Raw genomic sequence first — 18104 nt, 5'->3', positions numbered from 1 at the left:
GTTGGGTGGTTCGTTGGTCTGGCATGAGAGAGTTGGATAGGCAACGGGCCGTGCTGGCTGCCAAGTTCGCGGCGGTTCTGCCGCACCTCGATGAGCGGCAGCGTCGTCTGTTGTTAGGGGCGGAGGCCCAGTCTCTCGGCCACGGCGGGATCACAGCGGTCGCCCGTGCCGCCGGTGTCCGTGAGGCCACGGTGTCTGCCGGAGTACGGGAACTCGACTCCGGAGAGGCGCCGTTGAGACGCATCCGTCGGCCCGGCGCTGGTCGCAAACGCGTCGTCGACCGGAACCCGGCCGTTCGGGAGGCGCTTCTTACACTGGTCGAGCCCGATGTTCGCGGGGATCCCATGTCGCCGCTGCGTTGGACCACCAAGTCCACCCGCAAGCTCGCCGAGCTGCTGACCCAGCGGGGCCACAGGATCTCCGCGGACACGGTGGGCGATCTCCTGCGCGAGGAGGGCTTCAGCCTGCAGAGCAACGCCAAGACGCTCGAAGGCAAGCAGCACCCCGACCGGGACGAACAGTTCCACTACCTCAACGAGCAGGCCCGCGACCACCAGGGCTGCGGGACTCCCGTGATCAGTGTGGACACGAAGAAGAAGGAACTGGTCGGCCCGTTCAAGAACAACGGCCGTGAATGGGAACCGGTAGGCGAGCCGGTGCGAGTCGACACCCACGACTTCCCCGACCGCGAGCTGGGCAAGGCGGTGCCCTACAGCATCTACGACGTCGCCGCGAACACCGGCTGGGTCAACGTGGGCACCGACCACGACACCGCCGCCTTCGCCGTCGAATCGATCCGCCGCTGGTGGAACGGAGGCGGGCGGGCCACCTAACCGAGTGCCGGCCGGCTGCTGATCACCGCCGATGCGGGCGGCTCCAACGGCTGTCGCACCCGCACCTGGAAGACCGAACTCGCCCGGTTCGCCGCAGAGGCCGGCCTGACGGTAACCTTCTGCCACCTGCCTCCCGGCACTTCGAAGTGGAACCGGATCGAGCGCCGGCTGTTCTCCCACATCACCATGAACTGGCGGGGAAGGCCCCTGACCAGCCACGAAGTCATCGTCGAGAGCATCGCGGCAACCACCACCAAAACCGGCCTGACCGTGCACGCCGAACTCGACACCAACCCATACCCCACCGGCGTTCAGGTCAGCGACGACGAGATCGCCGCCCTGCCGATCACCCGGCACCGCTTCCACGGCGACTGGAACTACACCCTCCACCCCCAGCACTCACGGGACACGACGGCGATCAACAACACCTCGGCCCGGGACCCCTCGAACGGGCTGGATCACCTCACCCAGAGTTCACTGCGAGCGCCAGAACTGACCGGCATGACCCGCCAACAGCTCAACCAACTCATCGAGACCCTGACGCCCGCGCTGGAGACGCAACGCGAGGAAGTACTCCACGCACGTCGTGGTCACGAGCGCCTGGTCGCACCGGGCACCGGTGCCAAGGCCAAGCTCACCCCAGCCGAGCGGATCCTGTCTACCGTGCTCCACCTGCGCAAACTCGGCAACATGGACCTCTTGGGTCAACTCTTCGGCGTCTCCGCCGTGACCATCTGCCGAGCAAGTAAGGAGGTTCGCCCACTCCTTGAAGCACACGGCCACCGTATCGCTGCCTCCACGGCACGCTTCCGCACCACAGCCGACGTCACAACGTTCCTCGCCCCTGATCCCGCCAAGGACAAGATCAAGACAGCAAGTTAAAGATCTGCACGCCCTAAGAAGCGCCTCCTGAACGGCCGGGTTCCGGTCGACGACGCGTTTGCGACCAGCGCCGGGCCGACGGATGCGTCTCAACGGCGCCTCTCCGGAGTCGAGTTCCCGTACTCCGGCAGACACCGTGGCCTCACGGACACCGGCGGCACGGGCGACCGCTGTGATCCCGCCGTGGCCGAGAGACTGGGCCTCCGCCCCTAACAACAGACGACGCTGCCGCTCATCGAGGTGCGGCAGAACCGCCGCGAACTTGGCAGCCAGCACGGCCCGTTGCCTATCCAACTCTCTCATGCCAGACCAACGAACCACCCAACGGAAAGCTACGAGTTAAAGATCTGCACGCCCTAAGGCCGTGTCTTCGACGGCAACCGCGCAACGGTGGACTGGCCCGTATCGCCGGGAACTGGTGTGGCGTGTCCTCCTCCCTCTCATGCGTATTCCGCTGCTGGCTGCAGACAAGCGTCTGCGGAATTTCCGGCAGGTATTCGACGTCATCTTCCGGCGGCATTTCGGCAACCGGCCCATCGACGATCAGCACGCGGCAGTGTCGGTCTTCCAGGAGCACACCGAGCGGGTACGAGTGGAGATAGCGCCGGGTCGGCTGCTGGAATATCAAGTCGGACAGGGGTGGGACCCCCTCTGTGAATTCCTCGGTGTCCCGGTGCCGGACGATCCCTCATACCGCGCGGGACCTTCACACCGCGGTCCGGGCATTGACGAAGGACCCCGTGCACAGCATCATCTACTCGCACGGCCACGTCGATCACGTCCTGGGCACAACCCCGTTCGACGAAGAGGGGGCCAGGACCTGCAACACGGCTCCCCGGGTGATCGCACACGACGCCGTGCAGCGGCGATTCGACCGCTATGTGCTGACCGCCGGCTACAACAGCGTGATCAACCGTCGGCAATTCCGCGTACCGAAGATGACGTGGCCCACGGTGTTCCGGCGTCCCGACCAGACCTACACCGACCGGGAGGACCTGCGGGTCGGCGAGGTGGAGGTGCACCTCAGGCATGGCAGGGGCGAGACGGACGACGCCACGAGTGCCTGGCTCCCCGACTCCCGCATCCTGTGCTGCGGTGACTTCTACGCGTGGAACGCGCCGAACACAGGCAACCCGCAGAAAGTCCAGCGCTATGTTGCCGAGTGGGCCCAAGCGCTGCGCTGGATGGCGAACCTAGGGGCGGAACTGCTACTGCCCGGGCACGGTGTGCCGATCGTGGGCAGCGACCGGATCGAGGAGACCCTTGTGGCCTCCGCCATGTTCTTGGAAAAGCTGCACGACCAGGTGCTTGCCCTGATGAACCAGGGCGCCTCCCTGGACGAGGTGCTGCGCGGGGTGACGCCGGACCAGGACTTGCTGAGCAAGCCCTATCTGCGTCCGACCTATGATGAGCCGGAGTTCATCGTCCGCAATCTGTGGCGCTACTACGGGGGCTGGTACGACGGTGACCCATCCGCGCTGCGTCCAGCCGCAAATGCCGAACTGGCCTGTGAAATAGCGGAGTTGGCGGGTGGGGCCCTTGTCCTGGCGCGTAGGGCGAGCGCCCTCGCCGACCGGGGTGAGCACCGGCTGGCGGGGCACCTGGCGGAGTTGGCAGCGATGTGTGCGTCCGTGACCGACCCGGGCTACGCCGAGATACACGCGGCTCGCGCCCGGGTCTTCACCGCACTGGAGGAGTCGTCGGGTTCCTTCATGGCCCGCTCCGTCTACAGCTGGACGGCTGCCCAGTCGAGGTCCCTTGCCGCCGGTGGGGACGGAGAGCAGGAGATGAGCGGCGAGCGCTGGGCCCCGTGACAGCGCCAGCCGACGGTTGAACGGACCCGGCCGCGGTAGCCACGGGGCGGTGCCCGGCCGGAACTCACCGGCCGGGCACCGCCCCGTGGCTACCGCGATCAGCTGTCCTTGGGCTCCTTGACGATCAGCAGGTGGTTCCCGTCAGGGTCGTTGATCGAGAAGAACGATCCCCACGGCGCTTCCATCAGGGGTCCGTTCGACTGGAGCCCCTTGCCGTCAAGTTCCGCGTGAAGGATCGCCACGTCGTCGGCGGCCACGGAGAGCTGCGTCCTACCTCCTGTACGTGCAGTCCACGATCGCCCTCGCCTGACGCGGCATAGGGGGACCTCGGCTGCGCGCACCGGGAGATCCCGGGCTGACTCCTATGAAACCGATGATCCGCGCTCGCCGCGGCAGCTCAGGGGTGTACGGCAGTTCGGGCCAGGCCGGGCGGAGTTCCGAGATGCAGGTGGGCAGTCAGCTCCTGGGCTTGCGGGGGAGGGCGCCGCGGACTTCCGCGACAGCGGCGGTCGCGGGTGCACTCCCGGAGTTCCCGCGCCGTGTCGCCAGGGCTGTCGTCCGCCGTGCGCGGCGTGGGATACGGGGTCGAGGTATGTTCACGCGTTCTCGCCGAGATCCGGTCGGCTGGAAGTGGTGATGGTGGCGTACGACCGCCGGGCCCCGCGTCCCACGAATTGGCGACGAAGCTGTGCAACAGGCTTTCCAGCAGGGCGGTGCGTGGCGTCTACGCCGCATGTTCCAGGTCTGTTTCGATCGGGATGCGTGACGGTCCACCGTTCTGAGGTCCTGCGCCTGTATCGCGAGCCGCGTGGACGCACGCCCAGTGCCCGCGTGGTGCGGAGAAGCCTGCGTATCGCTCGCAAGCAGCACAGTGATGACGGAACGGCCTCCGTGGGTACCGCCCACCAGTTGCGCATGGACATCTCCGGCTTCCAGCAGAGCCCCGCCGGGGTGCAGGTGTCCTGGTACACCTGGCTGGAGCAGGGATGGGCCGTCACCGTGTCGGCAGGAGTCCTGGGCGCTGTCGCCCGCGTGCTGCGGCTGACTCCCGCTGAGCGGGACCACCCGTACCTGTTCGCCGGGCAGCCCACCCGCAGGGTGACCAGGGTTACGTCCACGATCAGCACGGTCCCTGCGGAACCGCTTGCACGGCTGGAGCGCAAGCCGAGCTCGCCGGACCGCCGCAGGCTCCACCCGGTGAACGGTGCCGGCCAGGACGGCTCCGACGCCGTGATCGCACCGGCCACAGCAAGTTCAGCCCACTCGTGACCTGCGCGTACGGGACAACCCTCAGCCGGTTCCGGTGGCGGCCCGTGCGGTGAGACCGAGGCCGACAAGGACCACGAGGAGCGAGGTGGCCGACGGCCCGATCCGGGCGAGATTCTCCAGGGTGGGGGAGCGCTTGCCGGACGGAGAGCGGATGTGTGCCTCAAGACGGTCGCGGAGGCGGATCAGGAACAGGCCGGCGAGGGTGAGGGTGGCGGCCATGCCGAGTCCGTAGGCGAGGACGAGGAGCACGCCGAAGGCGGTTCGGCCCAGGGCGACGGCGCCGAGGAGGACCACGAGGGCGGAGGGGCTGGGAACGAGTCCGCCGGCGATGCCCATGCCGATGAGGCCGCCCTTGGGAGTGCGGCGGCGAGGTGTGGTGGGCGCGACGGGGCGGGTAGGGTCCGGTCGGGTCATGATCGCGACGCCCGTTCGGCCCTGTAGGGGAGTGGGGTCGGGGCCGCGCCGGGTCGGCAACAGTCCTCCGAGGCTGCGTCGAGGGCTGTCGTGGCTGAGGTCCTCGTGCCCATGGTGGCTGTGGCTGTGGCTGTGGCTGTGGCTGTGGCTGTGGCTGTGGCTGTGCGGGTGGTGATGCCCGTGGGCGTGGACCCTGTCGTCGTTGTGGTGGCCGTGGTGATGGTCGTGAGGGGGTTGTCCGCGCAGGGCCGTGACGAGAAGCCCGATGCCGATGCCGGTGACGATGAGGCCGCTTGTGGCGCCGAGCCAGCGGAGGACGGCTTCGCCCGCGAGGTGGGTGACGGCGGGCAGGGCGAGCCCGAGGGCGAGGACCCCGCCTGTGTGGGTGAGTGTGACCGTGGCGCCGATGGTGACCGCGTCACGCCGGGTGCCTCGGCGGCCCGCGAGGTAGGCGGCCATGATGGTTTTTCCGTGGCCGGGCAGAACGGCGTGGGAAGCCCCGAGTACGAGGGCCAGAAGCAGGGCGAGCGCGCCGACCGGGACGGTGAGTTCACGGGCGCCCACGAGCGAGTCGAAGCGCGCGGCGATCCGGTCGAGGACCGTGGCGATCCAGCCGGTACCGGCGAGGGCGGTGCTCTGCCGCCCGGGAGAGCTGTTCTCGCCGGGTGCGGTGCGCAGGTGCGCAGTGTGCTGGTCGAGCGGTGTGGCGAGCTGGTCCCGGGGGTAGCGGCGCAGTTCTCCGGTGGGCGAGGCAGCGGGCAGGCGGGTCCCCGTGACGCGTACGTCCTGGCCGCTGACGGTCATCTCGCGCCAGCCGACGCGCCGGGTGTCGTAGGTGGTGCGGATGTCGATCGCGGCGGGCCGGGCGAGGCCCGCGGGTGCGCGGTAGGCGCAGGTGAGCCGACTGGTCATCAGTCCGGCTTCGCCGCGTTCCCACACGAGGTGCGACGACCGCCGGTGCCAGCGCAGGGGGAAGCCGGCCACCGCTGTGTGGAGTTGCCGGCCGAGCGTGCCGCAGGTGGCGGTGGCATAGACGCGGACTTCGTCCGGGGTGGTCGTGCCGTTGCGGTCGAGGTCGATACGGGGCCGTTCCTGGACGGTGGCGATCTCGGCGCGGTCGACGATCACGGTTGCGTCAACGCGGTCGGGGTGCAGTGCGAGGCCAGTGTGGTAGTTGACGGTGAAGTTGCCCAGGGGGTGCGCGACGGCCCGGGGCGGCGCTGCGGCGGTGATCATCAGGATCGAGACCGCTGTGATCAACGCGCGGCGAAAGGCGGGGTTCATGGGGTGTGGTCGATTCGTCGGAGCAGGGCACGGGCCACGGGGGCGTGCAGGGGGTGGAAGCGCGGTTCGGTGCCCAGCGCCGTGGTGAGGTCCCGGCGGGCCGCCGCGGTGTTGCCGAGGGCGTGGTGGATCACCGCTCGGTGGTAGTGGAACAGGGCGCTGCGGGTGCCGAGCGCGAGGGCACGGTCGGCGTGGTCGAGGGCCTCGTCCTCGCGGCCGGCACGGTGCAGGGCCCATGCCTGGGCGTCGTGGACGGCGATGAACGGCCGGGTGCGCAGGGCTTCGGCGGCCATGGCCACCGCCTGATCGGGGCGGCCGTGATCGGCTTCGAAGAGGATCGCGTCGGTGTCGGCCGGCCCGCTGCCCGGCTCGCCGCCGGATCGTCGCATCGTCTCCTGTGCCCGCAGCAGTGCGTACTGTTCCTCGGCCCGGTCCTGGCGGCCGAGGGACTGCTGGAGTTCGCCCAGGCCCAGGAGGTAGTGGGGAAGCGGCGCTACTGCGAGGGCGGCCTCGTAGGCGCGGATCGCCTGGCGGGTCCGGCCGAGGGCGGTGTGGGCGCGGGCCTCGGCTTCCAGGAGCGCCGGGTCACCGGGGTCGGTGCGCAGTCCCGCGCGAGCCTGCTCCAGTGCTTGGGGGGCGTCGCCTTCCTGAAGGGCGAGCGCGGACAGGGTGCCGCGGGCGAAGGAGCGTTCGCCTGGGGTGGCGGCGGCGGTGAGCGCGCGCCGCATGAGTGAGCGGGCCCGGGTGGTGTCGCCGCGCAGTTCGAGGGCGTAGGAGGCGCGGGCGAGCGCGGAGCTGTCCGGGTTCAGGTCGTTCATGCGTTGCACGGCCCGGTCCGCGGCCTCGTACTGGCCGAGCTGGGTGCGGGCGTCGGCGAGGACTCCGTGGGCCGCCGGGTTGTACGGGTCGCCGGTGGTCGCCTTTCGCGCCCAGGTGAGAGCGGTGGGGAAGTCGTGGCGGGCCGCGGCGAGGGCTCCGAGTCCCGTTTCGGCGGCGGTGTTGCCGTCCGGCTGAACGGTAAGTGACCGGCGCAGGGCACTCTCGGCCCTGTCATGAGCGGCCGGATCGGCGGTGACGCGGGCCTGTTCGAGGTGGGCGATGCCCAGGGCGGCCCAGGCCCCCGCGTCCCGTGGCAGCCGGTCCACCCGTGCCCGTAGCGCATCGACGCCCCTGTCCGGTGCGGGGTGTTCGGATGTCCCCCCGGCTCGGCGGGCGCTGGTGTTCCCCTCCGGAGCGAGGCCGATTGCTCCGACGGTGAACATCACGGCGCCCAGGAGCAGGGCCGCAGCGGTGCTGCCCAGCCATCTGCGGGTGAGCGCGGGGGTGTCTTGACACATAGGAGGTCTCTCCCCATATCGGTGATGCCGGTTGCCGGTCCGGTCCCTTGGGGGACCGGGCCGGCAACCGGCATGCGCGGGCGGACGCGGCCCGGTCCGGTCCGGTGATGGTTCAGCCGGTCGTGCCGCGACGGCGGCGCAGACGGAGTCCGCCGATGCCGAGCAGCGCGAGACCGGCGGCACCGATGGCGGCGGACTGGTGTGTCCTGAGCGACGACTGCCGGACGCCGGGACCGGGGCCGCTGTTGACGGACTTGGTGTGCGGCAGGGCCAGGTAGGGGAAGGAGGCGCCGAAGGGCACCTCGTTGGTGTCGACCTTGTCGCCGTCGGCCAGGGCGGGGACGAGCTGTCCGGTCTGGGCTGCGCCCTCGACGGCCTGGAGGGAGATGTCGATGGCGTCGTCCGTCAGGCGCCGTCCGTTGGGGAAGCCCGCCAGGTCACCGGCGAGCACTCCCAGACGCTGCGGCCGGGCCGTGGGCGGCACGTTCATGTTGAGGCGCAGCTCCTCGGCCGGGACGATCTTCTTGAGGACGGCGTCCTTGTTGAGGCGCTGCGAGTTGAGGTCGGCCTTGATCGGTCCGCACGCCTTGCAGATGCCTGTCAGGTAGATCTCGGCGAGGTCGTTGCGGGGGGTGGCCGGGGCCGGTACTCCGTAGACCCGCTGGATGAGCTCGGGCAGGATCGGGTCCAGGACCTTGTCCACCACCGGCTGCACCGTGCGGTCCTGCGAGGGGTTGAGGGTGTTGAAGGCGTCCTTGTACTTGAGCGGGACGACGACTTCGTTGACCAGCGGGTTGCCCAGACGGGACACCTGCTGCCACTTCGCGGCCCGGGAGTCGGTGAGGGCCACCCCCTTGCGGTCGGTGGTGGACCAGACGCCGACCACCGGGTTGCGGGTGGTGTTCCCGGCCAGTGCGAGGTCCTTCTTGGGGATCTGCAGGGCGACCGAGTTGACGTTGTAGCCCGCCAGCGTGTCCTGTCCGCGTTCGCTGAGGTCCCCGCCGTACAGGAGGTCGAAGACCCGAAGATCGGCGAAGAACGGGTCGTCCGACTGTCCGGCGAACGCCTTTCCGCCGCCGGGCAGGCCGCGTACCGCCTGCGAGCGCAGGGCGCCGTAGTCGGGCATGGACGCGTTGCCGGTCCTGGACGGCGCCGCGGTCGCGCCGGCGAGCAGGACCGTGCTCCTGCCCTTGCTGGTGCGTACCAGGTCGTAGACCTGCCGGAAGTTCAGGTCCGGGTCGGTCAGCGAGGTGACGGGGCCGGTGTTGTAGAGGAACTGGTCGGCCGCGTCGCGGATCTTGTTGCGGAACCGCCAGGTGTAGGTGACATCGGCTACTCCGTCGCCGGTGTTGTCGATCTTGATGTGGTAGCGGGCGTCCTCGGCGAAGGCGTAGAAGTTCGGGCCTCCGTTGGGCTCCTCGAACGGGAGCCAGTTCGCGAGCAGGGTGACCGTGTCGGACTTGTCGGGGCTGGTGAACGCGTACACGTCGGTGTTGTCGGCCCGGGGGTCGCCCGCGATCAGCGGCGCCTCACGGTGGCTGGAGGCGGTCGCCGTCACGGGGGCGAGGGTCAGCGCGCCGAGTGCGGTGGCCAGGGCTCCGGCGCCGAGCACCATCAGGGAATGGTCCAGTACGCGCCGGGAGCGGGGCCCGGCGGGGATTGCCTTCACGTCTGAGTCTCCGGTGTGCGAGATCCAGGCGGCGGCCACGGGGGCATACCGCGAGGAAGATCGGTGGGGGATGGCGGTCGGCACCGCGGCGAGAAACGACTCGCACTTGTCCCGGACGGCGGGTGGAGCAACGGGGTCACCGGTCCGGGACACACCACGCATCTCTGCGCAAGCGGCAGACAAGCACGCCGTGCCGGGTTCCAGCGGGCGCCCCGGTGGCCCGGTGTGCCTCTCTTGCCGTCGCGATTTCCTGGAAACCACTGGTGAGGTGGGTCGCGCCGCTGCTGAAACGTGCCGGGAAACTGCGTGCGACACGACGCGGACCGGTTGAGCCGAACGGGGCGAAACCCTTCTGTTGCAAGCGTTGTGCAATAAGGAGGCGGGTGGATGGAAGACTGCCGAGTCCCTCGTTCGGGGCATGGGCCGGACCAGCGGCACCGCCCCCTCGGTCGTGGAGAACACGGTGCGGGTGGCGGCTGCCGACATCCGCCACCCGCCGTGGACCCCTCCGCAGGATCTCCGGAGAAGGAGCACGTGCGCTCCTTCTGCCATGCGGAGAGGTCAGCCGGCCCGCGCTTCCCCGATGTCAGCGCGGAGCCGGGGACCCGGTGTACCCGTCAGTGGTTGACGCAGGTGTTCCCGAACGCGGGGTTGAGCAGCCCGATGACGCTGACGGTGTTGCCGCAGGCGTTGACCGGGATGTGCACGGGAATCTGGATCAGGTTGCCCGAAGCCACCCCTGGCGATCCCACGGCGAAGCCCTGGGCGCCGGCGTCGGCCGAAGCGGCTGACGCCCCGCCGGCCGCCATCGCACCGCTCAGCGCCATAGCCAGCGCGGCCGTCCTCAGGAAACGCTTCATGAACGTCACTCCTTCTCGCTTCCAACGATGCGGCCGAGCGCGCACACCGTACGGGCCTGCCGAGCCCCGCACTGACGGTTCGTCGCCGACGCCCGGCCGGATGGGCCGGAGCGGCACTGTTCCCCCGGACGGGGCAACCCCGGTGCCGGCCGGGCGGGTGGAGAGCGCGTCCCGGCGGCATCGGCTGCGGCGCGGCGCGGGTTCGCGGCACGCGGCCCGCCGGGGCCGGCATCGTGCCCGGTTCGCCGGGCGGGGCGCCGAACAGGACGGCGCCGGTTCGTGACCTTCCGGTCGGCCGCGCCCTAGAGTCCTGCGCATGCGTGTACTGGTCACCGGGGGCGCGGGCTTCATCGGCTCGCATATCGTCGCGGCACTGACCGCCCGTGGTCACGAGACGGTGGTCCTGGACGCTCTTCTGCCGTCGGCCCACGGCGCGGCGCCCGTGGGCGGCACGGAGCTGGTGCGGGTGGATGTACGGGACCGGGACGCGCTGGCCGGGGTGCTGCGCGGAGTGGACTCGGTGAGTCATCAGGCGGCCATGGTGGGGCTGGGGAACGGGTTCGCGGACGCCCCCGAGTACGTCGCCTGCAACGACCTGGGGACGGCGGTGCTGCTGACGGCGATGGCCGAGGCGGGGGTGGGCGATCTCGTGCTCGCCGGGTCGATGGTCGTGTACGGGGAGGGACGTTACGAGTGCCCGCGGCACGGAGCGGTGCGGCCGGGCCCCCGTACGCGGGTGGACCTGGACGCGGGCCGTTTCGAACCCCGCTGCCCGCGGTGCGGTGCGGAGCTGGTCCCCGGCCTGGTCGACGAGGACGCGCCGACCGATCCACGCAATGTGTACGCCACGACCAAGCTCGCGCAGGAGCATCTGAGCGCTGCCTGGGCCCGGGCCACCGGGGGACGGGCGATCTCGTTGCGCTACCACAACGTGTACGGGCCAGGGATGCCCCGGGACACCCCGTACGCGGGTGTGGCCTCGTTCTTCCGGTCGGCGCTGGCGAGGGGGGAGCCGCCGCGGGTGTTCGAGGACGGCGGGCAGCGGAGGGACTTCGTCCATGTGCGGGACGTGGCCGCCGCGGGGGCGACCGCCCTGGAGGGGCTGACCGGGCGGGAGCCCGGGACGCTGGCCGTCTTCAACACCGGCAGCGGCCGGCCGCGCACGGTCGGGGAGATGGCGTGCGCGCTGGCCCGCGTGCACGGCGGACCCGAACCGGTGGTCACCGGCGAGTACCGGTTGGGCGACGTACGGCACATCACCGCCTCCTCGCACCGGCTGACGGAGGAGCTGGGGTGGCGGGCAACGGTCGGCTTCGAGGAGGGAATCACGGAGTTCGCGCGCGACGGCCCCCGTGATCCGGGGCAGGGCGCCGTCACCCGAGCGCAGGACAGAAAGGGAGGAAACGACCGACGGCTCCTAGGGTGAACAGATGACCGAGCCGAGCCCCGCCTCAGTGGACGTCGTCCTGCCCTGCCTGGACGAAGCCACCGCGCTGCCGTGGGTTCTGGCGCGAATCCCGGCAGGGTGGCGCGCGATCGTCGTCGACAACGGCTCGTCGGACGGTTCCGCCGGGATCGCCGCGGCCCGCGGCGCGACCGTGGTGCGCGAGCCCCGGCGCGGCTTCGGAGCGGCCTGCCATGCCGGACTGGAGGCGGCCACCGCCGAAATCGTCTGCTTCTGCGACTGCGACGGCTCGCTCGACCCGGGACTGCTGGCCGCACTGGTGCGTGAAGTGGCACAAGGGCGGGCGGATCTGATGCTCGGACGGCGCCGCCCGACCCGCCCGGGCGTCTGGCCCGTGCACGCCCGCGCGGGAAACCTCGCGCTCTCCCGGATGCTGTACCGCCGGACAGGACTGCGGCTGCTGGACCTCGGGCCGATGCGGGCCGCCCGCCGGGAAGCCCTCGTCGGGCTGCGACTGACGGACCGCCGCAACGGCTACCCGCTGGAGATGGTGGTCCGCGCGGCCGACGCGGGCTGGCGAGTGCGGGAGGCCGACGTCCCGTACCTGGCGAGGCACGGGAAGTCGAAGGTCACGGGCACCTGGCGGGGCACCTGGCAGGCCGTGCGGGACATGCGGTCGGTGCTCGCCGTACCACCGCCCGGGACCGGCCGGGCGGGTGTCCGGTGACCACCGTGCTGGTGCTCGCCAAGGAGCCCGTACCCGGTCGGGTGAAGACCAGGCTCAGCCCGCCGTACTCCCTCTCCCAGGCGGCCGCCCTCGCCGAAGCGGCCCTCTCGGACTCGCTGGCGGTCGTGGCCCAGGCCCCGGCCGGGCGGCGGGTGCTGGTGCTCGACGGACAGCCCGGCCGCTGGCTGCCCGACGGCATCGACGTGGTGGCCCAGTGCGCCGGACCGCTCGACGCCCGGCTGGCCGCCGCGTTCGCCGGCTGTGCGGGGCCCGCCGTCCTGATCGGTATGGACACCCCGCAGCTCACCCCCGCCCTGCTCGCCCCCGCGCTCAGGGACGACGCCTGGCACACCTGCGACGCCTGGTTCGGGCCTGCGGCGGACGGCGGATTCTGGGCGCTGGGGCTGGCCGTACCCGAGCCCGCGCTGCTGAGCGGCGTGCCGATGTCGCGGCCGGACACCGGCGCGTTGCAGCGCCAGCGGCTCCTCGACGCCGGACTGAGGGTGCGGGAGCTGGCGACACTGCGCGACGTCGACACCGCCGAGGACGCGCTGGCGGTGGCGGCACAAGCCCCGCACACACGTTTCGCCGCACTCCTGGCCCGGATGACACCCGCCGGAGGCGAACCGGGATGAGTCCGCCCCCGGGCACGGGACGCGCGTCCCCGCACACCGGAGCGACCGCCCGGCGGGAGGGGCACGTCCACGAAGCCGCGGCCCGGCGGCAGGAACGCGCGTGGTGACCGGTACGCGAACCGCCCCCACCGCCCTCCTGGTCGCCGCGCTGACCGTCACCCTGGTCCTGGCCTTCCGCGACGGCGACTACCACCGCGATCCCGCGGGGCTGTTCGGCCGGTACGCGGTGTGCTGGCTGCTCTTCGCGGCCGCCGTCTGGTCACTGCGCCGGGTCCCTGTCCGGCGGACGGCCGCCGTGGTGCTCCTCGGCGGCATCGTGGTGACGGCCACCGGACTGACCGCACAACCGCGTACCAGCACCGACTCCTACCGGTACGCCTGGGACGGCCGGGTACAGGCCGCCGGGATCTCGCCCTACGACCACCCGCCGCGTGATCCGGCACTCGCACCGCTGCGCGACGACTGGCTCTTCCCCTCCGGCGCGGGATGCGCCGGGGCCGACAGGGTGCGCGTGCCCGCCCCCGCCGGGGAGATCCGCTGCACCCGGATCAACCGGCCCGCGGTGCTTACCATCTATCCGCCCGTCGCCGAGGGCTACTTCCTCCTGGTCGACGTCCTGTCGCCGGACGGCTCCCGGCACAAGCCGTTCCAGCTCGGCGGGGCGTTGTTCTCCCTCGGCACTACGGTGGCGCTGCTCCTCGTACTGCGCGGGCGCGGTGAGGTCCGGTGGGCGGCGTACTGGGCCTGGTGCCCGGCGGTGCCGATCGAGGCGGTCAACAACGCCCATGTGGACGCGCTCGGCGCGCTGCTCACCGTCGTGGCCCTCGGTATCGTCACCTCGCACCGCTGCTGGGGCGGAGCGCTGCTGGGCCTGGCGGTCACGACAAAGCTGCTGCCCGTGCTGGCCGTGCCGGGCGCGCTCGGCGGAGTACGGCGTATCCGGACGGCGGCCGCGGTACTGCTGTCCGGCGCGGCCGTGACCGCCGCCGTCTACCTCCCGTACGCGCTGGTGTCCCACGGCTCGGTCCTCGGCTATCTGCGCGGGTACCTGGCTGAGGAGGGATACGACGACACGTCCTCCCGGATGAGCCGCTTCGCCCTGCTCCGCCTGGTCCTGCCGGACAGCTGGACCCTGCCCGCCCTCGCCGTCGTGCTGTCGGCCGTGGTGTGGTGGGTGGTGCGGCGAGGTTCCCCGGAACGGCCCTGGAGCGGCGCCCTGGTCGTCACCGGCACCGTGTTCCTGCTGCTGACGCCCGGATACTCCTGGTACGCGCTGCTGCTCGTCGCCCTGGTGGGCATGGACGGCCGCTGGGAGTGGCTGGGGGTCGCCCTGGCGGGGGCGGCGACCTACCTCCTGAGCCCGGTCATCGGTGACGGATACACGGTGGGCACCACCGCGTACGCCGGCGCGGCGGGCGCGGTCCTCCTCGGCTGGGCCGTGCGCCGCCACCGCGCCGGGAGCGAACGGCCGACAGGGAGGGGCAACGGCTCCGGGAACCGTCGTGACGGACGGCCCTGGCCCGTCCGTCACGACGAGTAGCGCGCCCCTCCCGGGCCACGGCGGGAATCCACCCGAACGGCCCGGACCGTGTAGCCGAAGCACTCCGGTGTACGCACACTGACGACGATGTGCCACTACCCCGACTGCGCCCCGCCCGGCACGCTGTGCGGACCCTTCCGGTGTCCGTCGGCGTGGAATACGTCATGACAGGCGCGCGGGCGGGCTCATGGAGCGACGACCTCTACGGTGCCGCGCTGACGACGGGCCGCGGCCGGCTGTTCCTGCGTGTGACGAACGGCCGGTTGCTGCGCATGGACATCGACCGGTGGTGCGCACGGGCCGACGCGTGCGATCTCGCCGTGCTGCGTCGCTGCGACGGGCCGGTGCTGGACATCGGCTGCGGGGCCGGACGCCTGGTCGAAGCCCTGTCCCGGCGAGGTCAACGGGTCCTGGGCATCGACGTCTGCTCCGCCGCCGTCGTCTCCACGCTCCAGCGCGGCGGACCGGCCCGCCGGGTGTCCGTCTTCGACGCCCTTCCCGGAGAAGGACTGTGGGGCACGGCCCTGCTCCTCGACGGGAACATCGGCATCGGCGGCGACCCGACCGCCCTCCTCGGCCGGACACGTCAGGTGGTCCGTCCGGGTGGCCTGCTGCTGGTCGAGACGGCCGATACGGACGCGGACGCCCGCTACCGCGTCCGTATCGACGACGGGCTGGGCAACCGGGGTGCGCTCTTCCCCTGGGCCGTCGTCGGACGTCGGGCGCTGCACGGTCATGCCGTCGCGCGGGGCTGGAGGGTGACGGAGTGCTGGACGACCTCACGCGGACGGCACTTCTCCGCGCTGACGGCCCAGACCTGAGCGGGGGAGCGGAGCGGAGGGTGAGCCCGGCCCCCGGGGTCACCGCGGTGGTGCCGCCCTGCCCGCCCGTCGCATCCGCACCAGCAGACACACGGCCGACACCGCGAGCAGGCTCGCGGTGATCAGCAGCCATCTGCCCAGGAACACATCGGCGGGCAGGCCGGTCGTTGCCGTGTAGTGGGGTACCTGCCGCAGGATCAGTGGCCACCAGACCAGCAGCAGCAGTCCGGAGAGGAAGAAAGGCACCCGCAGATGGTTGACGGTCGCCACCGCGGGGACGGGCGTCGCGTCATGCCCGGACCGGACCGCAGGTGGCCCGCACCACCGCTGCACGACCCGGTCGGTGAGGGAGTACACCGGCAGGAAGAGGAGGTCGTGGACGAGCGCCGCCCCCACGAACCAGATCAGCACTCCCAGGGTGTCACCGCGAAGCAGCCTCAACCCCGCGTACAGGGCCACCGCGAACGAGGTCAGCACCAGCAGCAGATGCAGGGGTGACGCCCCGTACCGGTCACGGAAGCCGCTCATGACAGCTCCCCGAAGCCGAGACGGGTGACCCATTTGGTGTTGTGGACGCCGGGAGCCCCCGGGACGATGGTGCGGGCCGGATAGCCGTGATCGGCCGAGAGCACGGCACCGTTGACACGCAGCGCCAGCAGGGTGCGTCCGTCCCGCACCTGGTTGTCCCGCAGCACGGCCGACGCGAACGACCCTCCCCGCTGCACCGACTGCACCAGGACGTGCGGCGGGTCCGCAGCCAGTCCGACCAGCGCGGCGAGATCGGTGAGCCGCACCCCCCGCCACAACTGGTCCGGCGTGGACCAGCCCTCCACACAGGCGATCGGCAGCGCCGACTCGTGCTGACGCATGGCGCGCAGCTCGTCGAGGGTCAGCACCACCCGGCGTCCGCCGCCGTCGACCGTGAGACGCCAGCCGGGGCCGGTGTCGCTCGGCCGGATGCCGAGCGAGGCCGCCGTCTTGTTGATCTGGAAGCCGTTCGGTCCCGTACCGGGCTCCTGGCCGTGCGGAGCCAGGACAGCCGTCCGGCGGAAGGGGCCGCCGACGCTCTGACCCACGGTGACGGCCAGCAGCGTCCCGGACCCCACCCCCACCAGCGCGACCGCTCCGCGGCGCGACATCGTCGGTGCCGCCGGACGGGGCGTCACCAGCACGGCGGCGGATTCCCCGGCGGGCGGGGGCCCGGTCTCCGCCCGGCGGCCCCGTACCGCGCGCAGCGCGGCGGGCAGCCGGAGTGCCACATGGACCGTGAACGCCCCCATCAGCACCCACGCGCCGTAGAAGTGCAGCGTGTAGAACGAGCCGGGGAAGAGGTATTCGAGCTGGATGTTGAGAATGCCGGTCGCGAACTGGAACAGGACACCGCCCACGAGGAGGAGCAGCGACAGCCGTTCCAGCGCGTGGGCGGGCGAGCGCAGCGGCGGCCAGGCGAACAGCCGGGGCACGACGGACCACAGCTTCGCAAGGAGGACCGGTACGAGCACGATCCCCAGCGTGACGTGAATGCCCTGGGTCACCCGGTAGATCCAGTAGGGCGAGGTCGGCCAGGAGAACAGATAGAAGCCGAGCACCCCTTTGCCGGGTGTCTCATCGTTGATCCTCGCCAGGTCCGGGTTGTACGCGGCGTACGACAGCAGCCCGGTCACGAACATGACCGGCACCCCGACCAGCAGGACCAGCCCGAACACCGCCGTCAGCCACGGACCCCGCAACGGGCTGCGCCAGAACCCGGGGCGCGCCGGACCCGGTGGAGGTCCCCCTGGAGACCTGACCCGGAACCGCCGTCGGTGCTTCCCGTCCTTCCTCACGTCCACCGGGTCCCTTCACCTCATATGAGTCCGTCCCCCTCCTGCGACCGCGTCGGCCTCCCGCAGTCCCCTCGGGCGGTCACGGCGAGGCGGTCGACACCGGCGGGGCCCACACTGGCCCATCAGTGCTCCGGGTCGGCGCAGGCGACCGGCGCGTTCGCTCCTCCTGCGCCCGGTGTCACCCGTCCGTCCCCGGGTGACGGCCCCGCTCCACAGCCGGCCGCTCCCGGAACCCTTCGACCCGGGCGGACGCAGAACCTGGCCCAGCGGCTGTGTGGCCAGGCAACTACGAGGTGGACCGGATCATCCGCGCTCGGGTGTTCCCCTGGCAGTGACGGCCCCCACGACGTTCCCTGCATGCCGTGCTCCGCCCGGTGCGGGGCGCCGACCGAGCGGGGGCGGAGTACCGTCGAAGAGGAAGGCGGGCGACCGGGACGCCCCGGTCGTCCTGGTGGTGCTCGGGCACACGAGGGGCGCTCACGGAGGTGACCTCCCTCGGCGTCCGCGGCCCGGTCACATGGCGACCCGAATGGATGCGCGTGCCGAAGGGGCAGGTGTACGGAGCGGATGAATCCTCGCAGAGCCCCGTGGGCGCGGTGGGGAGGGTGACGGTGCCCATCCCGGCCGACGGCCCCGGAGAGGTGCTGGTGGCCGTGCGGGGCGGCTCGGAATCCTACGCGGCGTGGTCGGCGGTGGCGATCGGCAAGGATGTGCGCGTCCTGGTCGTGGACTCCCTGTCCGCACGCTCCGTGCTCGTGGAGGCACTGCCCCCCTGAAGTTCCGCGTCC

Annotated in this window: 15 protein-coding genes and 3 pseudogenes; 10 read left to right on the top strand and 8 right to left on the bottom strand. The window is 71.3% G+C overall.

Translation table 11 applies throughout. The features are described 5' to 3' along the window. Window positions 1–23 precede the first annotated feature (23 nt). Window positions 24–1715 (top strand): annotated as a pseudogene (locus OG711_RS07575) (ISAzo13 family transposase). A 15-nt stretch (window positions 1716–1730) separates the two neighbouring features. Here the strand turns inward: OG711_RS07575 and OG711_RS07570 are convergent. Beyond that, window positions 1731–2018, bottom strand: a pseudogene (locus OG711_RS07570) (ISAzo13 family transposase); the annotation flags it as partial. Between the two features lie 61 nt (window positions 2019–2079). On the opposite strand from OG711_RS07570, the pseudogene OG711_RS39050 reads away from it, so the two are divergent. After that, window positions 2080–2391 (top strand): annotated as a pseudogene (locus tag OG711_RS39050) (sulfotransferase); the annotation flags it as partial. Next, window positions 2369–3529 (top strand): alkyl sulfatase dimerization domain-containing protein, encoded by a 1161-nt coding sequence (locus OG711_RS07565; RefSeq protein ID WP_323181303.1) that lies wholly within the window; start codon window positions 2369–2371, stop codon window positions 3527–3529. The pseudogene OG711_RS39050 and the gene OG711_RS07565, both read left to right, overlap by 23 nt. 98 nt (window positions 3530–3627) lie before the next feature. Here OG711_RS07565 and OG711_RS07560 read toward each other — a convergent pair whose 3' ends face one another. Beyond that, complete coding sequence (locus OG711_RS07560) at window positions 3628–3786, bottom strand: VOC family protein (protein WP_266506612.1); 159 nt, start codon at window positions 3784–3786, stop codon at window positions 3628–3630. A 634-nt stretch (window positions 3787–4420) separates the two neighbouring features. On the opposite strand from OG711_RS07560, the gene OG711_RS39045 reads away from it, so the two are divergent. Next, window positions 4421–4798, top strand: a complete 378-nt coding sequence (locus OG711_RS39045; RefSeq protein ID WP_405672946.1) for a helix-turn-helix domain-containing protein — start codon at window positions 4421–4423, stop codon at window positions 4796–4798. 21 nt (window positions 4799–4819) lie between these two features. Here the strand turns inward: OG711_RS39045 and OG711_RS07550 are convergent, their stop codons facing one another. The 4 genes from OG711_RS07550 to OG711_RS07535 form a co-directional block, all read right to left on the bottom strand. Next, the gene (locus OG711_RS07550; RefSeq protein WP_329558811.1) at window positions 4820–6496 is read right to left on the bottom strand and encodes a HoxN/HupN/NixA family nickel/cobalt transporter; all 1677 of its coding nucleotides are present in this window, start codon (window positions 6494–6496) and stop codon (window positions 4820–4822) included. Beyond that, window positions 6493–7833: a tetratricopeptide repeat protein gene (locus OG711_RS07545; RefSeq protein WP_266506608.1), complete on the bottom strand. Its 1341-nt coding sequence runs from the start codon at window positions 7831–7833 to the stop codon at window positions 6493–6495. The genes OG711_RS07550 and OG711_RS07545 overlap by 4 nt, the downstream gene beginning before the upstream one ends. A 112-nt stretch (window positions 7834–7945) precedes the next feature. Beyond that, window positions 7946–9448, bottom strand: a complete 1503-nt coding sequence (locus tag OG711_RS07540) for a DUF4331 domain-containing protein (RefSeq protein WP_405648144.1) — start codon at window positions 9446–9448, stop codon at window positions 7946–7948. A 671-nt stretch (window positions 9449–10119) separates the two neighbouring features. Continuing rightward, complete coding sequence (locus OG711_RS07535; protein WP_266506604.1) at window positions 10120–10362, bottom strand: chaplin; 243 nt, start codon at window positions 10360–10362, stop codon at window positions 10120–10122. 316 nt (window positions 10363–10678) lie between these two features. Here OG711_RS07535 and OG711_RS07530 point away from each other — a divergent pair, with 316 nt between their 5' ends. The 5 genes from OG711_RS07530 to OG711_RS07510 all read left to right on the top strand — a co-directional run bounded on the left by OG711_RS07530 (window position 10679) and on the right by OG711_RS07510 (window position 15490). After that, entirely contained in the window at window positions 10679–11788 is a 1110-nt protein-coding gene (locus OG711_RS07530) for an NAD-dependent epimerase/dehydratase family protein (RefSeq protein WP_266506602.1), read from the top strand. A gap of 4 nt (window positions 11789–11792) precedes the next feature. After that, a complete protein-coding gene (locus tag OG711_RS07525) occupies window positions 11793–12494 on the top strand; it encodes a glycosyltransferase family 2 protein (RefSeq protein ID WP_266506600.1) in 702 nt (233 codons plus the stop codon). Beyond that, complete coding sequence (locus OG711_RS07520) at window positions 12491–13129, top strand: TIGR04282 family arsenosugar biosynthesis glycosyltransferase (protein WP_266506598.1); 639 nt, start codon at window positions 12491–12493, stop codon at window positions 13127–13129. The genes OG711_RS07525 and OG711_RS07520 overlap by 4 nt, the downstream gene beginning before the upstream one ends. A gap of 103 nt (window positions 13130–13232) precedes the next feature. Next, a complete protein-coding gene (locus tag OG711_RS07515; RefSeq protein WP_329558810.1) occupies window positions 13233–14669 on the top strand; it encodes a glycosyltransferase family 87 protein in 1437 nt (478 codons plus the stop codon). Between the two features lie 164 nt (window positions 14670–14833). Beyond that, window positions 14834–15490 (top strand): class I SAM-dependent methyltransferase, encoded by a 657-nt coding sequence (locus tag OG711_RS07510; RefSeq protein ID WP_266506594.1) that lies wholly within the window; start codon window positions 14834–14836, stop codon window positions 15488–15490. A gap of 39 nt (window positions 15491–15529) precedes the next feature. On the opposite strand, the gene OG711_RS07505 is transcribed toward OG711_RS07510, so the two are convergent. After that, window positions 15530–16018 (bottom strand): hypothetical protein, encoded by a 489-nt coding sequence (locus OG711_RS07505; protein ID WP_266506592.1) that lies wholly within the window; start codon window positions 16016–16018, stop codon window positions 15530–15532. Further along, on the bottom strand, window positions 16015–17316 hold the full coding sequence (locus OG711_RS07500) for a molybdopterin-dependent oxidoreductase (RefSeq protein WP_405674788.1): 1302 nt from the start codon (window positions 17314–17316) through the stop codon (window positions 16015–16017). The genes OG711_RS07505 and OG711_RS07500 overlap by 4 nt, the downstream gene beginning before the upstream one ends. 605 nt (window positions 17317–17921) lie before the next feature. On the opposite strand from OG711_RS07500, the gene OG711_RS07495 reads away from it, so the two are divergent. Further along, window positions 17922–18092, top strand: a complete 171-nt coding sequence (locus OG711_RS07495) for a hypothetical protein (protein WP_329558809.1) — start codon at window positions 17922–17924, stop codon at window positions 18090–18092. Window positions 18093–18104 lie beyond the last annotated feature (12 nt).

Origin of the sequence: Streptomyces uncialis (genome assembly GCF_036250755.1) — a bacterium.
Classification (GTDB): domain Bacteria; phylum Actinomycetota; class Actinomycetes; order Streptomycetales; family Streptomycetaceae; genus Streptomyces; species Streptomyces uncialis.
The sequence above is the reverse complement of the archived record's forward strand: the minus strand, read 5'-3'. Positions and strand labels throughout refer to the sequence as shown.